This window comes from Gordonia sp. SL306 (assembly GCF_026625785.1).
GTDB lineage: Bacteria > Actinomycetota > Actinomycetes > Mycobacteriales > Mycobacteriaceae > Gordonia.
The window spans coordinates 1,822,716-1,837,407 of sequence record NZ_CP113063.1; the positions used below are offsets into that span (position 1 = coordinate 1,822,716).

Sequence of the window (14,692 nt, forward strand, 5' to 3'; positions counted from 1 at the left end):
CTGATATCCGGAATTCACGACAGTAACATGCGACTAGGGGGAATGCGGAGGAACGGAGGCCGGGACCTGCGGCAACGACTGACCGGTCATCCCCGAACGGGCTGTTCTCGGCGCGGTGACCGAGCGCATCGGCCCACCGATGGCGTGGAAACGCCACCCCGCCGAGCGCCATGCGCCGGCATCGAGGCAGCGCCGACCGTCGACGATGACGCGCGATCGCACCACCCCGGACAATTCCTCGGGCCCCATGTGGACGAACTCGGCCCACTCGGTGGCCACCACCACCGCATCCGCGTCCTCGCACGCCTCCACGGCGCTCTCCGCATAGGACAGCATCGGATACATGCGCCGGGACGTCGCGGTGGCCTTGGGGTCGAAGACACTCACCGACGCCCCGCGCAACGCCAACTGCCCGGCCACGTTCAGGGCAGGCGAATCCCGGACGTCGTCGCTCTCCGGCTTGAAGGCCGCGCCCAGCACGGCGACATTCGCGCCGAGGACGTCGCCGCCGACCGCATCGGCGACCAGCTCGACCATCGCCGTCCGACGGCGGTTGTTGATCGCGTCGACCTCCCGCAGGAATCGCAACGCCTGCCCGGCACCCACCTCCTCGGCGCGTGCCATGAACCCACGGATGTCCTTGGGCAGGCATCCCCCACCGAAACCGAGTCCCGCGTTGAGGAATCGGCGGCCGATCCGCCCGTCGTAGCCGATCGCATCGGCGAGCGTCGACACATCGGCACCGACCACCTCGCAGATCTCGCTGATGGCGTTGATGAACGAGATCTTGGTGGCCAGAAACGCATTGGCCGATACCTTCACCAGTTCCGCAGTCGCCCAATCGGTCCGGATGAAGGGCACGCCGGTCTCCAGGATCTCCCGATAGATCTCGGCGATCACCTGCTCGGCGGCGTCCGTGGCGGGATCGTCGGGATCGGTGCCCAGCACGATGCGGTCGGGTTCGAGGGTGTCCTCGACCGCGAATCCCTCCCGGAGGAACTCCGGGCTCCAAGCCAGCTCGATCCGAGAGCCCGGCGCGGTGAGCACCGACATCCGTTGTGCAAGTGCGGCTGCCGTTCCGACCGGGACTGTGGACTTGCCGATGATCAGGTGGTCACCCCGCAGCAGGGGGGCCAGGGCGTCGACCGCCGATTCCACATGCGAGAGATCGACGCCGTAGCCGCGACGCTGCTGGGGCGTCCCCACTCCGAGGAAGTGCACGGACGCAAAGGTCGCGGCGTCGCGGTGATCGGTGGTGAAACGCAGCCGGCCCGCATCGAGATTGCGGCGCAACACGTCACCGAGCCCGGGCTCGAAGAACGGCACATCCCCGGCCTGCAGTCGCGCGACCTTTTCCGCGTCGACATCCACGCCGAGCACCTCGTGCCCGAGTTCTGCCATGCACGCCGCATGAGTGGCCCCGAGGTACCCGCAACCGATGACTGTCAGCTTCATGTCTTCAGTGAGTACGCGCGGTTTCCTGCGACGACGCATCCGCGACATGACCCGTCCCGATCGGGCTGGTGAACACCCGACGGCCAAGATGAACTGCACCCCAACGGCGGGCCCGCGTGGGAGCAGTGCTACGGCTTGGTGAAGTTCAGATAGGCCTTCGACGGGGTCGGCCCGCGCTGGCCCTGGTACTTCGATCCGACGCTCGCGCTGCCGTACGGATGCTCCGCCGGGCTCGACAGCCGGATCAGACACAACTGGCCGATCTTCATCCCCGGCCACAGCGTGATCGGCAGGTTCGCGACGTTCGACAGCTCGAGAGTGATGTGCCCGGAGAAGCCCGGATCGATGAAGCCTGCCGTCGAATGGGTGAGCAGGCCGAGCCTGCCGAGAGACGATTTGCCCTCCAGCCGCCCTGCCAGGTCGTCGGGCAGCGAGCAGACCTCGAGGGTCGAGCCGAGCACGAACTCTCCCGGATGCAGGACGAACGGCTCGCCCTCGGGCGGTTCGACGAGGCTGGTCAGCTCGTCCTGGCGTTCTGCGGGGTCGATATGCGTGTAGCGCGTGTTGTTGAAGACGCGGAACAGACGGTCGAGGCGCACGTCGACACTCGACGGCTGCACGAGCGTCGGATCGAACGGTTCGAGCGCCAACCGCCCACCGGCGATCTCGGAGCGGATGTCGCGATCGGAGAGCAGCACACGTGTGAGGTTAACCGACCGGCTCGGATGAACGCCGAATGGACGGTCGCCGTCGAACCAGATGCAACTTGAGCCGAACCATGGTCAAAACGCTCAGGAACCTCTTAGAGTGTGCCGGGGCCGTGATTCTCGTGTGATCGCCATGTGACTGCGACGAGATCCGGCGGGTCGGAACGAGCCGGGGGTGCGTGGGGTATGTGGGGTCAGAGGCTGTCGGTGTCGATGATCGCGGTGGCGATCGTGACGTGCGTGACGCTGTCGTTCGGTGGGGAGAACGGCCTCGGCGCGGTGGCCTCGGCAGCTCCGATCGCACCACACTCGGACTCGCGCACCACGTCGAGGAGCACCGAGCCGAAGGAGTGCGTCGGATCGCGGTTCGCCACCTTCGGCGCGATCTATGACGCCATCTTCGATTCGCTGAAGCCCTATCTGCCGCAAGAGGTCCAGCAGAAGTCGGCATCGATCAAGGCCGGCGCCCATCGCGACATGGCACGACTGCGGATCTCCTCGCTGGCGGTGTCGAATCATCCGTACGACCTGGGGGCCGACGACAAGGACCCCATCATGAAGTACCGGGATCCGATCTCGCAGTGGGTGGTCACGCAGTTGGTCGCCGTTCGCGACGGCCGCGCCGGAGAGGCCATCCCCGTCGAGAACCTCACGCTGGCGCAGGCCGTGGAGAGCGTGTGGCTCTACCTCTATGTGACGGTCATGGTCCCGCTCACCGTGCTGCGGCGCACGCTGCCGAGCATCGGTCCGCTGGCAGGACCGATCACCATCGGCACGCTCATCACCCTGCCGATCCTTCTCGGCGTGTTCGCCGCGACCCAGCTGTACAAGTCGATCAGCGAGAAGCTGGTCGACTCATGCGTTGTGTCCGTCACGCGATCGCAGAAGGCGAACGCCGGGAAATCGGTCAAGGACCTCCGCTTCGCCTACGCGGTGCCCGGGATCGTCCGGGACATCGCCGGGCAGGTCGCGGTGGCCGACGCCGACACCTGTAAGCCGATCGGCGATCTGCCGCTGACGCGGATCGTGACGCGCACCTCGGACTACCTGCAGTCGATCACCGCGAATCCCGCCACCGATCGACAGATCGCCGGGATGACGACGCGCCTGCAGGATTACCTGCGCACCACGCGAGTTCACCAGAATCTGATCCCTGCCGACCCCGCCGACTTCAACACGCCGGAGTACATCCTCTCTCAGGTCGGGGTGCTGATCCCCTACGTCGGCGGCGCCCCGCTCGACGTGGTCATCGGGCTCAGCCACAACCGCAACAACAAGCAGGATTTTGCTGCGACCGTACCGATGTCGGACCTGACGGTGACCAAGTCGCTCACCGCGGCCTACTACGCCTACGCGCTGGCCGCGCACATGGTGGAGTTGGCCTGGCAGGAGGGCGGTACCGACCCGGCGGCCGCGCTGGCCAACGATCTGTTCCCCGGCCTCGGGATCACCACCGACATGCTGCCCAAGTCGACCGGCATCGTCGGGGCGCCGAACCTGTACGGACTCGTCGTGTACCACAACGTACTTCGGTCGATGTGCCTCGCGGAGGACAAGCGTCCCGCCCCGGCTCCGACGTCGGGCAAGCGCGTACCGGTATCCGCGGCACGGTGGTGACAGCGCTAGCGCGCAGTCGAAGTTCAGCCGGGTAACCGCGGCAGAACGATCGGCGGCAGCCCCGGAATCGGATTCGGGATGACCAGCCTCGGCGGCGCGGATCGTGGCCGATTCGGTTGATCGGGCGACTGCGGCGTGCCGTCGGAGGAAACGTCGTCGGCAGGCGCCGGCGGGGGTGGTGTGTAGGTCGCAGCCGGTTCCCGAGCGGCCACGAGTTCGGCGGGATCGGCGTAGCTCGACGTCGGTGACGGTGTGCTCGAAGGGAATTCGAGACTCGACGGCGGCCGACGCGGTGAGTCGTCGGCGGTGACCGCGAGCGCAGTCACCGTTCCGGCGCCGATGACGGCGACGACCGCGGCCATTGTGATGGCGATGCGCTTGCCCGGGTATCGGGCGGACGAGGCCGAGGAGTCGGTCTGATGCGCAGCGTGCGGCGGCGGCGCCAACTCCGGAGGCACCGGCTCGGTCGGCGGCGTCGGCGCGGGCGCCGCTGCCGGGACGCCCGATGGGACACCGACATCGCGAATCCCGTCGACGGGCGGGTCCGGCGCGACCACTGGCAGATGCGCGGACCGCTGCAGGACCGCATCGAGGCCCGGCCAGTCATCGCGTCCGCGGCCGAGTACCACCGAGGTGGTGCGGAACTCTCGGCCCATCTCGCGCAGCACGCCGGCGACCTCGGCGGCGAGTGAGGCGGTCGCCTCGTCGAGGTCTCGCCGACTGACGCGGAAGAACCGCACGTCGCGGTGCCCCATGACGAATGTCCCGTCGGACGTCGACAGGCGTTCACGTCCGCGTCCGGCGAGTTCCCGCAGTTCATTCCACCAGTCGTCGGTCCGGGGCGTCGGCACGCGACCGGCCCGGACCAGATGCTCCGCGAGGGCCTGGTCGAGAGCGGTGGGATGTATCCCCCAGAGCGCACGCCGACCGAGAGCCGTTTCGGTGGCTGGGTCGACCGCGGAGATCAGCACGCCGTCGTCAGACATGTCGACGAGCAGAAACGGCTGATCGGTGGGTGCTCCGGAAGCGAGTTGGCGATCGCCGATCTCGGACGAGCGCATGGACTCCACGATGTTCACGACCCCCGAGCGCGCTCACGGACATTGAGGGCATCAAGCTAACACGTCTGGCGCCACGACGTCCGACTCCACAGTGCCTGGCCCGCGCGTGCCGGGCCGGCGAAATGCGGGTGTCCGCGCACGGGCTCGAGCGTGGCGTTTGCTACTCTGTCGATCGCGAGGTCAGAGCGCCTCGCACGCCGATGTAGTTCAATGGCAGAACATCAGCTTCCCAAGCTGAATACGCGGGTTCGATTCCCGTCATCGGCTCCACCATCACCGCACCTCCATCACCACCGCATGTAGAGCGGTGCCACGCCAGAATCGACTGCCCGCGTTTCCACGTGACAGATCAACGGCTTTCGGGCGCCTGTCGGGGGTCCTGCACGTGGCGCGGATCGTATCCCTGATCGGGGCCTTGAGCGTGGCGCGGCGGCTGGTCACCCTCCTGGTGGGGCTCCGGCTCGCGACGGACTCCGTCCCGCCCGACGTCGGGGTCGAGCTTGTCGGCGCGCGCGAACTCGCTGTCGACCTGTTCCCGGGACTCGGCGGCGTGCTCCTGATGGGTGCGCGCATGCTCGCCGAGACGCTTGGCCTCGGCAGCCTTCTGATCGGCCTCGGCCTTGGCCTTACGTGCCCGCGCCTCGGACTCCTCGGCGATTGCTTCGCGATGGCGCACGTCCGACACCTGCGCGGTGGCGTTCTCCCTGATGTCCTGCGCTTTGACCCGGCGGTGCTGCCTGCGCTGTCGCAGGAACAGCAGCAATGCCACGAGCAGGATGATCACGACAACGATGGCGATGATGACCCAGATTGCAGTATCCACGGTTCCACTCCTCGGATGACGATGGTCGCGAAGACATACCCAGTACAGAGCGAGATCAAACATTCGAAGCTGCTGACCTCGCGGACCTTCATCGGAGCCATATATCCCCCTGAGTGACCTCTCAGCTAAGCGGACTAGAGTTCGCTTTAGCTGGACGCCACAATGCATGGAGGAACGACACGATGTCTACTGATGTTTCATCACGAGCGAAGGCGCTCGATCTGGGCCTGCTGACGCTGCGCACTGCGGTGGGTGCGACGTTGTTCGCCCATGGCGCACAGAAGCTCACCGGTTGGTTCGGCGGGCCGGGCATCGAGGCGACCGCATCCGGCATGAATCAGATGGGCTTCAAGCCTGCCAAGCTGTCCGCGGTCACCGCCGGGGTCAGCGAAGCTGCCGGTGGTCTTGTCGCGTTGGGCGCGGGCACCCGGGTCGCCTCGGCAGCCGGCGCCGCAGCCATGATCGCGGCCGCCGATGTACACCGCCCGAATGGCTTCTTCGCGCAGAACGGCGGCCTGGAGTACCCAGCGATCCTGGGCATCGCCTCGGCAGCGCTGGCCCTGACCGGCCCCGGCCGCTACTCCCTGGACAGCAAGATGGGACATCGCCTCGAGCGTGACGGGGTGGGGGTGGCCGCGCTCGCCGCCGCGACCGCGGGTGCAGCAGCAGTGCTGTACCGCCGCAAAAAGGTGACAGCCACCGCCTGACCTTGTAACCGGCAAGTCGTCCGGTAGCGATGTCGTACATTCGTCACGGATGGCGCATCGACACAAGGGAGACACTGACATGACACCGGACTACGGGGCTTTCCAACTGGAGATCTACCTGGCCGGTACGCAAGGCGTGCTCCCCCGCTACCCGGTTGACTCCGAGTCCCTCGAGCGCAAGGCGCAGGAGGTGCTGCCGCCCTGGATCTGGTCGTACGTGACGGGTGGCTGCGGGAATGAACGGACCCAGCGCGCGAATGTCGACGCGTTCGACAAGTGGGGCATCGTGCCTCGGATGGGCGTCGGGGCGACCGAACGTGACCTGTCGGTCGACTTGTTCGGGACCACGCTGCCGTCGCCGGTCTTCATGGCACCGATCGGGGTGATCGGGATCTGCGCCCAGGACTTCCACGGCGATCTCGCCGTCGCGCGAGCCGCGGAGCGCACCGGGGTTCCGGCCGTACAGTCCACGCTGTCCATGGACCCGGTCGAGGAGACCGGTGCGATCCACCAGGAGACGCCGGGATTCTTCCAGCTCTACATGCCCAAGGATCGTGACCTCGCATTGAGTTTCATCCAGCGTGCGGAGCAGGCCGGATACCAGGGGATCGCCGTCACCCTGGACACCTGGACACCGGGCTGGCGCCCGCGGGATCTCAACACCTCCAACTTTCCGCAGCTCCGCGGCATGTGTGTCTCCAACTACTTCACCGACCCCAATTTCCTGGGCAAGCTCGCCAAGAGTCCGGAGGAGGACCTGCCATCGGCCGTCCTGCAGTGGGCGGTGAGCTTCGGCCAACCGGTCAGCTGGGACGATCTGGCCTGGATCCGTGAGGTGACGGATCTGCCCGTCATTCCGAAGGGGATCTGCCATCCCGACGACGTCCGCCGCGCCGTCGACGTCGGCGCCGACGCCATCTACTGCTCGAATCACGGTGGGCGCCAAGCCAATGGTGGACTCTCTGCCTTGCAGCACCTACCCGATGTGGTGGCCGCGGCAGGTGACACACCAGTCCTGTTCGACTCGGGGGTGCGCAGTGGCAGCGACGTCGTCCTGGCCCTCGCACTCGGCGCCACCGCCGTCGGCATCGGCCGCTCCTATGCCTACGCGCTGGCCGTCGGCGGCGAGGACGGCCTGGTCCATCACCTCCGGTCGATCCTGGCCGAGGCCGACCTGCTGATGGCGATCAACGGCTATCCGACGATTGCCGACCTCCGGGCCGACGGGGCTCTTCAGCGCGCCATGTAGCGGCGACGCCTTGTCCGCTGGTCAGGCGAAACAGCAAGAACGGTCAAGCCGCGCCCGACCGCATGCTCGTAGCGTTGGGCCATGACCGAGAAGCACACGCTGCCGCAGGCGGATACTCTGCCGGCGCTATCCGAGCCGCTCGTAGACCGCCCCCGTTTCCCCGATGGTTACGGGGTCAGCGAGAGCCTCGACGGGACGCGCTCGTGGGCGTCGGTCGAGATACGCCTCGTGGAATCAACGCACTACTGGCTGACGTCGGTGCGACCGGACGGCGCTCCCCACGCCGTCCCCCGCTGGGGTGTCTGGGTCGATGGCCGATTCTTCTACGACGGCGCCCCGACGACCCGGCACACACGCAACGTCGAAGCCAACCCCGCCTGCACGCTCACCTTGGAGAGCGGGTCGGACGTGGTGATCATCGAAGGGGCCTCGGTTGCGGTGTGCGCACGGCCCGACGGTCTTGGCGCCCGGCTCGCCGAGGCATTCGGAAAGTATGCCGACCAGGACTACCGGCCCGAACCGGACTCTTGGCAGTCCCCGGCCGACGGTGGCGGTCTGCGGACGATCACGCCGCGACGCGGCTTCGCGTGGTCGGCATTCCCCACCGACTGCACGCGCTTCACCTTCCGACTCACCTGAAGTACGGCGCGTAGGCACCGAAAGGCACCTGCCCGGTGGGACTGCGCACCAAGCCGACCTCAAGTCCGTCACAAGAGCCGATCGAGATGCTCGTCGCACGACAAGCAACCGAAAGGCTTTCCGATGACGTTCCACGATTCCTCTCCGCGCCCGGCCATCACCTACATCGACGACGCCGACCGACCAGCACCGCGCCGGCGATGGCAACTCGCCCGCCACGCCGGTCTGTTGGTCGCCTGCTCGGGCTTCACCCTGCTCGCCGCGTGCAGCGTGTCCTTCAGTACCGACAGCGAGAGCCCTGTCGAGAAGACCTCCGACATCGCGGCGGGCGAATGTCTACAGATCGCGGACAAGGCCGATGACGAAGGGAAGGTGCGCGCCACCAAGGTCGCTTGCGACTCCGACGGGCTCACCTTCTACGCCGCCTCGACGGTCGCGACCGATGGTGCCTGCGCCGGCGAGAACAGCGCCAGCCTCTCGTTCCCCGGTGATCCTCAGAAGCTCTGTATGACACCCAATTTCGTCAACGGAGAGTGCTACCAGATACCGATGCCCGGTGGGCAACTTGTCGACTACCGGGAGAGTGACTGCACGGCCACGCCCGCGCAGACGACGGTCATCGCCGAAGCGATGTCACGCGCGGACGAGTCGGTGACCTGTACCCATGACCAGACCAAGTGGTCGTTCTCCCAGCCGAATTCGCTCGGATACTGCCTGCGCGCAATCGAGCCGGCCTGACACCCGGGTGCACACCCGGGGACGAGGCTCACGAACGATTCTTGTCAGACCGGTTTCGTAGAGTAGTCGTCAGCAGGATCAGTTGTTGATGAACCCGAGGTCGGCCCCCACCGGAGTGGCTGATGTTCGAAGAGATACGTGGGAACGGTCCTGTGTTCCCTGGTTTCTTCGTGCGGAAGGTGTTCTCGGTGTCGGGTTCGGCGTGGTCGCTGTCGTCGTGGTGGGGTGTCTCCTCGCCGTGGCCCGATGTGGCACCGCTGTTCACCGGTGGGGTGCCCGCCGAGGAGATCCCCGACGCGGACACCAACGACCTGGTTGGCTCCTTCGTCTCCCTGCAGCGCGGTCAGTCTTTTCTGGCGTGGCAGAAATACCAGACCGCAGCCGAACTGCATGCCCGCATCGTCGGCACCACCCCGGACCCGCATGCGCTGTTCCTCAAAGACAGCTTCGCCGACTGCGCCGCGCGGATCGCGATGGCGTTGAGCATCTCCCAACAGGCCGCGGAAAAGATCATCAATCAAGCTCTCGCCCTACGGGACCGGTTGCCGCAGATCGCCGAACGGCTCCGGGACGGGAAGATCTCGGCCGAGTTGGTCGCCACGATCATCTCGCGCACCGATCTGGTCGACGGTCACGACTACGCAGAGGCGGTCGACGCAGAGATCGCCGCGGCTCTGGATCTGCACGACGGTGCGTGGTCCCGCGAACGCGTGCAGGACATGGTCGATCGGATCGTGTTCCGCCACGACCCGGACGGGGTACGCGAGCATCGCAGACGTGCGCTCGATGCCCGCGGGGTGTGGGTGCACGACGGCAAGGACGGCACCTCGAAGTTCACGGCGACGATGGCGGCGGAGAACGCGCGGATCGCGATGGCCACGGTCAGGGCACTCGCTGCGACCGCCTGTGAGTTCGATGGGCGCACGAAACTGCAGCGGGCCTCGGATGCGACATTCGCGTTGATGACCGGGACTCCGTTCGAATGCCAGTGCGGCCGGGCCGAGTGCACCGCACAGATCCCCGAACCGACAGCGACGCCGCAGGTCGACAGCAAGGTGATCATCCACGTCATCGCCGACGAATCCACCGTCGCCGGCACCGCCGACAATGCCGGGTTCCTCGCCGGGCACGGCGTCATCTCCGACGACCACGTGCGCGATCTGGTCGCGCGCCCGGACGCGGTGGTCACACCTCTCGTACCGCCTGGTACGCAGCCGAACCCGGACGGCACCATCACGCTGCCGGCGTATCTGCCGTCGGAACCGTACCGACCGTCGTCGGCACTGGATCTGTTCGTGCGGATTCGTGACGGCTACAGCGTGATCCCCGGCTCCTCGGTGTCGTCATTCGACGGCGACCTCGACCACGTCGTCGAATACGACCACCAGCATCCGGCTCGTGGTGGTCAGACCACCGCGGACAACCTGAACGCCAAAGACCGCTTCGGGCACCTGCTCAAGACGTTCGGCGAATGGGTCGACGATCAGTACCGCGACCACACCGGCCGCCTGCGCACCGAGTTCACCACACCCGAAGGGCTGATCATCCCGGGCGATCCCGAACATCTCGACGTCCTGTTCCCCGGGCTGCTGCGGATCCGGTTCACGGCGCCGGCTCAGGGGCCGCCGCGCACCGCAGTAGAGCCGCCAATACCACCCCCTCGGTTGCAGAGTCGGGTGTCAGCCAAACACGCCCGCAGACAGCAGGAACGCGAACGCAACCGCAAACGCCGGATCAGCGAGGCCGACGACTAGAAGCTGAGACCCCGTGCTCAGTACCGCACCGGAACCTCGGTCACGGCCAGGTGAGGGCTGGTGTACCCACTACGGACCCGTTCGGGAAGTTCGATGTCCGGCGCGGCCAGAGGCGTGTACGGAACCTGGTCGAGCAGGTGGCTGATGATGTTGAGCCGTCCACGCTTCTTGTCGTCGGTGTTCGCGACGTACCACGGCGCCCACCCGGTGTCGCTGTAGCGGAACATGTCGTCGCGGGCCTGCGAGTAGTCGTCCCAATGGGTATACGACTTCACGTCCATCGGCGACAGTTTCCAGTACTTGCGCGGGTCGTCGATCCGGCTCTGCAGGCGAAGGGTCTGTTCGTCTTCGCTGACCTCGAGCCAGTACTTGATCAGCAGGACCCCGGACCGGACCACGGCACGCTCGAACTCGGGGACGTCAGCGAGGAACTGCGTGGACTGTTCCTCGGTGCAGAATCCCATCACCCGCTCCACGCCCGCCCGGTTGTACCAACTGCGGTCGAAGATCACCACCTCGCCCGCCGCCGGCAGATGGGGCACGTACCGCTGCAAGAACATCTGCGACTTCTCGCGCTCGGTGGGGGTCGGCAACGCCACGACTCGGAACACACGAGGACTGACGCGTTCGGTGATCGCCTTGATGACGCCACCCTTGCCCGCGGTGTCACGCCCCTCGAAGATCACGCAGACCTTGGCGCCGGTGGCGCGCACCCACTCCTGCATGGCGACGAGTTCGGCGTGGAGCGGCTTCACCAACTCCCGGAACTCCTTGTTCTTCATCGGAGATGTTGGTGCCGAATCTGATTGGTGGCTTTCCGCATGCCCTGACGCCGACGACGTTTCGCGGGTCGCATGCTTCTTTCCGTGCGACTTCTTCTTGGATTTCTTCTTACCCACGAACTGTCCTCCTCGATCACGATGCCCGGTCGATCAACCCGACAAGGTTTCGGAGAATGCTACGCGGGTGCGTACTCGAGGCGGAGCGCCACGGCGATGGCCGACAGGCTGCGTGCAGGACGATGAGCGGCCGAAACCATCCGTGCCTTACGATCCCCCGGTGACCGTTGGTGCAGAGGATCCGTCTCACGCCCAGGCCCGGTCCTTGATCGCAGATCTCGAACGAGTGACCGACCGGATCGTCGCCGAGCTGGAATCGACATCGATGCATCCGTCGAGCGCGGACCGTCGGCGCAGCGAACTCTACGAGGCCCGTGCCCTCATCCGGCTCCTGGAGACGCAATACGACCTGTCGTCCACTACTGCTCGCCGAGATGCGGCGGAACCTTCGCCGGATCTGCCATGACAGCCGACCCGCCCAGTTCCTGATTGGCCCGCCGCTCGACCAGCAACGGAACGAAATCACGCACACGCGTGCCGTCGAAGTGACGGTATGCGGCCTCGACCGCACCGGCCACGTCGTCCGACGGGTGGCCCGCGTAGGCCTCCGTCAATCGCGTCCGGACCTCATTGATCTGTCTGCGTTCGTCATCGTCCCCGGCCATTGCCCCACGCTACGACCAGGTCTGGGCAACTGCTCCATGCCGGCCGCGATTGTCACCCACTGTTCACGTCTCCTCGGCTGCCGACGACCGGGCCTCAATACCCCAAAAATGTCCGAATTAGGCTGATTTGCCCTTCTTTTCGGCAGATATGTAGTCCAACTCACACCATCTCGATGCGTGCTCACGCGGAGAACTACTTTAGTCTGGCTAAGTAATTTTCATTTAGCTTTACGAAGCAAGTTGTCCGCGGAGGGAAGTCTGTCTATGGGCGAGGGCGCATCGGTCGGCCTGTCGTCCGCCGCAACCTTGAGTGACGCCGCCACCATCCATCGTGACCTCATCCGGATAGGGCGTGCGATCCGCGCCAGGTCCGGCGGCGGGGAGCTTTCCGCAGGTCAGATGTCGGCATTGTGGACAATCGCCCAGAACGCGCCGATCCGGGCTACCGAACTGGCCGAACGGGAGGGCGTCGCCGCGCCGACGATGTCTCGCGTCGTGGCCTCACTCGAACGACACGGGATGGTCATGCGCACCACCGATCCGCGCGACGGACGGGTCAGCTTGCTGGCTCCGTCGGCGGAGGGGATGGAGCACATCCAGGGCGCGTCATCGCGGAACTCCGAGCTCTTCGAGATGGCTCTCGACCAGCTCGCCGACGAGGATCGCGCGGCCGTGGAGCGATCGATGCGCATTCTCGCCGACACCGTGTGCGGCCTGGCCGCGCCAACCGCAGACTGCCCAGCTACCGCAGACAGCGCCACATAGAAGGGGGGATCCTGATGCAGCCCAACGTCAATGGCCACCGGGACGAGGACCGGATCGAGCCGTCACACACCATCGCCGGCGGAGCAATCCGCGGCGAGATCCGCCGCGGAGACGGCGCCACGATCGCCGACGCGACGATCACCGTGATCGACCCGAACGGACGTCAGGCAGCCCGCACCGTGGGAGATGCAGACGGCACGTTCGGGATTGCGGTCCCGGGTGGCGGTCACTACGTCCTCGTCGTCTCGGCTGCCGGCCACGAACCGTCCGCGGTGACCGTCACGGTCGGCTCCACTCCGATCGACGTCGAGGTGGTGCTCACCTCGATGGCAGCACTCTCCGGGAGTGTCACCACCTCTGCGACCGGTGAGGCCGTGGCCCAGGCGACAGTGGCCGTCGCCGATCATTCCGGCCATGTCACCGCGACCGCCGTGACGGGTGTCGACGGACGGTGGAGTGTCGCCGGCCTGGCGAACGGCACCTACACGGTCATCGTCACGGCCGCCGGATGCGACCCGGTCGCGGAGACCGTGATGGTCAGCGGAACAGCCTCTCCCGCTGTCGATGTGGTACTCCGCACGGCGGCGGAACTCGGCGGGACGATCACCGACGGCACCGGCGCCGACGGCGCACCGGTGGCGCACAGCCAGGTCGCCCTGCTCAACGACTCGGGTGAGATGGCGGCGAGCGCACTGACCGACGACGACGGTCGGTATCTGTTCGCGAACCTCACACCCGGCGACTACACGGTCATCGCCAACGGTTACTCCCCGGTGGCGGCCACCATCGACATCGAGGCCGGACGATTCGTCAGCCACGAATTCGTCCTCGGCGCTAGGGGGCAGGCATGAGTGCAACCATCACGGCACGGGTGGCGACCTCGAGCGGTCGTCCACTGGACGGCGCGGTCATGACGGTCATGTCCCAGGCCGGCGAACAGCGAGCGATCGCCCGCGCCGACGCCGACGGTGCGGTCAGCGCGGCTGACCTCGACACCGGCACCTACACAGTGGTGATCACCGCCGAGGGCTACCAGCCGACCGCCCGCGTGGCGGTGGTGACCGGGTCGAGTCCGGTCAGTCTCGGCGAGATCGCCGCGGCCCGCGCCGGTGGCGCACCGGTCCCGGTGCCCGGCCGGTGGGACATCGACCCGGGCCATTCGACGATCGAGATCAGCGTGCGTCACTTCGGGATCGCCAGCATCAAGGGCCGTTTCACCGATTTCACCGGGCAGATCGAGGTGGCCGAGGACATCGAGAAGTCGTCGGTGCTCGCCGAGATCAAGACCGCGAGCATCGACACCGACAACAAGACACGTGACGACCATCTGCGTTCCGATGCGTTCTTCGACACCGAGCAGCATCCGGTCGCCGAGTTCCGGGCCGGGCAGGTACGTCCGGCCACCGACGAGACGTGGACGCTCTCGGGCACGCTGTCTCTGCGCGGCACGGCGGTCCCGGTGACGCTCGAATTGTCCTATCTCGGCGAGGTCGAGGACCCCTGGGGCGGACAACGCGCCGGCTTCCGTGCGACGGGAACGCTGCAGCGCAACGACTTCGGCATCAGCTTCGACGACAAGCTGATCAGCGGCGTCGCCCAGATCGGCAGCACGGCGAAGGTCGTCCTCGACATCCAGGCCGTCCGCAGCAGCACACATATTTCTGATTGATCCG

At 66.5% G+C, this 14,692-nt stretch carries 15 protein-coding genes and 1 tRNA gene; 10 read left to right on the forward strand and 6 right to left on the reverse strand.

What is annotated here, in order from left to right; translation table 11 throughout:
* Positions 1-33 precede the first annotated feature (33 nt).
* Both OVA31_RS08335 and dcd read right to left on the reverse strand, forming a co-directional pair.
* Positions 34-1,455, reverse strand: a complete 1,422-nt coding sequence (locus tag OVA31_RS08335) for a UDP-glucose dehydrogenase family protein (protein ID WP_267630611.1) — start codon at positions 1,453-1,455, stop codon at positions 34-36.
* Positions 1,456-1,583: 128 nt separating this feature from the next.
* Complete coding sequence (gene dcd / locus OVA31_RS08340) at positions 1,584-2,153, reverse strand: dCTP deaminase (protein ID WP_267630612.1); 570 nt, start codon at positions 2,151-2,153, stop codon at positions 1,584-1,586.
* Between the two features lie 195 nt (positions 2,154-2,348).
* Between dcd and OVA31_RS08345 the strand changes: the two genes are divergently transcribed.
* Positions 2,349-3,779 carry a hypothetical protein gene (locus OVA31_RS08345; RefSeq protein WP_267630613.1) on the forward strand — a complete coding sequence of 477 codons (1,431 nt, stop codon included), beginning with the start codon at positions 2,349-2,351 and terminating at the stop codon, positions 3,777-3,779.
* Positions 3,780-3,802: 23 nt separating this feature from the next.
* Here OVA31_RS08345 and OVA31_RS08350 read toward each other — a convergent pair whose 3' ends face one another.
* Positions 3,803-4,840 carry a hypothetical protein gene (locus OVA31_RS08350; protein ID WP_267630614.1) on the reverse strand — a complete coding sequence of 346 codons (1,038 nt, stop codon included), beginning with the start codon at positions 4,838-4,840 and terminating at the stop codon, positions 3,803-3,805.
* A 196-nt stretch (positions 4,841-5,036) separates the two neighbouring features.
* Between OVA31_RS08350 and OVA31_RS08355 the strand changes: the two genes are divergently transcribed.
* A tRNA-Gly gene (locus tag OVA31_RS08355) sits at positions 5,037-5,110 on the forward strand.
* Positions 5,111-5,189: 79 nt separating this feature from the next.
* Here the strand turns inward: OVA31_RS08355 and OVA31_RS08360 are convergent.
* A complete protein-coding gene (locus OVA31_RS08360; protein WP_267630615.1) occupies positions 5,190-5,663 on the reverse strand; it encodes a hypothetical protein in 474 nt (157 codons plus the stop codon).
* 182 nt (positions 5,664-5,845) lie between these two features.
* On the opposite strand from OVA31_RS08360, the gene OVA31_RS08365 reads away from it, so the two are divergent.
* The 5 genes from OVA31_RS08365 (at position 5,846) to OVA31_RS08385 (ending at position 10,750) form a co-directional block, all read left to right on the forward strand.
* Positions 5,846-6,370 carry a DoxX family protein gene (locus tag OVA31_RS08365; RefSeq protein ID WP_267630616.1) on the forward strand — a complete coding sequence of 175 codons (525 nt, stop codon included), beginning with the start codon at positions 5,846-5,848 and terminating at the stop codon, positions 6,368-6,370.
* 79 nt (positions 6,371-6,449) lie between these two features.
* Positions 6,450-7,619 (forward strand): alpha-hydroxy-acid oxidizing protein, encoded by a 1,170-nt coding sequence (locus tag OVA31_RS08370; protein WP_267630617.1) that lies wholly within the window; start codon positions 6,450-6,452, stop codon positions 7,617-7,619.
* 81 nt (positions 7,620-7,700) lie between these two features.
* The gene (locus tag OVA31_RS08375) at positions 7,701-8,258 is read left to right on the forward strand and encodes a pyridoxamine 5'-phosphate oxidase family protein (protein WP_267630618.1); all 558 of its coding nucleotides are present in this window, start codon (positions 7,701-7,703) and stop codon (positions 8,256-8,258) included.
* A 123-nt stretch (positions 8,259-8,381) separates the two neighbouring features.
* Positions 8,382-8,996, forward strand: a complete 615-nt coding sequence (locus OVA31_RS08380) for a pyridine nucleotide-disulfide oxidoreductase (RefSeq protein WP_267630619.1) — start codon at positions 8,382-8,384, stop codon at positions 8,994-8,996.
* 188 nt (positions 8,997-9,184) lie between these two features.
* Positions 9,185-10,750 carry a DUF222 domain-containing protein gene (locus OVA31_RS08385; protein WP_267630620.1) on the forward strand — a complete coding sequence of 522 codons (1,566 nt, stop codon included), beginning with the start codon at positions 9,185-9,187 and terminating at the stop codon, positions 10,748-10,750.
* 17 nt (positions 10,751-10,767) lie between these two features.
* Here OVA31_RS08385 and ppk2 read toward each other — a convergent pair whose 3' ends face one another.
* Together ppk2 and OVA31_RS08395 are read right to left on the reverse strand one after the other, a co-directional pair.
* Positions 10,768-11,649: a polyphosphate kinase 2 gene (ppk2, locus tag OVA31_RS08390; RefSeq protein WP_267630621.1), complete on the reverse strand. Its 882-nt coding sequence runs from the start codon at positions 11,647-11,649 to the stop codon at positions 10,768-10,770.
* Positions 11,650-12,008: 359 nt separating this feature from the next.
* The gene (locus OVA31_RS08395) at positions 12,009-12,254 is read right to left on the reverse strand and encodes a three-helix bundle dimerization domain-containing protein (RefSeq protein ID WP_267630622.1); all 246 of its coding nucleotides are present in this window, start codon (positions 12,252-12,254) and stop codon (positions 12,009-12,011) included.
* A 264-nt stretch (positions 12,255-12,518) separates the two neighbouring features.
* Between OVA31_RS08395 and OVA31_RS08400 the strand changes: the two genes are divergently transcribed.
* From OVA31_RS08400 to OVA31_RS08410, 3 genes are read left to right on the forward strand one after another with little or no spacing between them, the layout of a single operon-like run.
* A complete protein-coding gene (locus OVA31_RS08400) occupies positions 12,519-13,019 on the forward strand; it encodes a MarR family winged helix-turn-helix transcriptional regulator (RefSeq protein ID WP_267630623.1) in 501 nt (166 codons plus the stop codon).
* A gap of 14 nt (positions 13,020-13,033) precedes the next feature.
* Positions 13,034-13,870, forward strand: a complete 837-nt coding sequence (locus OVA31_RS08405) for an MSCRAMM family protein (RefSeq protein ID WP_267630624.1) — start codon at positions 13,034-13,036, stop codon at positions 13,868-13,870.
* Entirely contained in the window at positions 13,867-14,688 is an 822-nt protein-coding gene (locus OVA31_RS08410; protein ID WP_267630625.1) for a YceI family protein, read from the forward strand. The genes OVA31_RS08405 and OVA31_RS08410 overlap by 4 nt, the downstream gene beginning before the upstream one ends.
* Positions 14,689-14,692 lie beyond the last annotated feature (4 nt).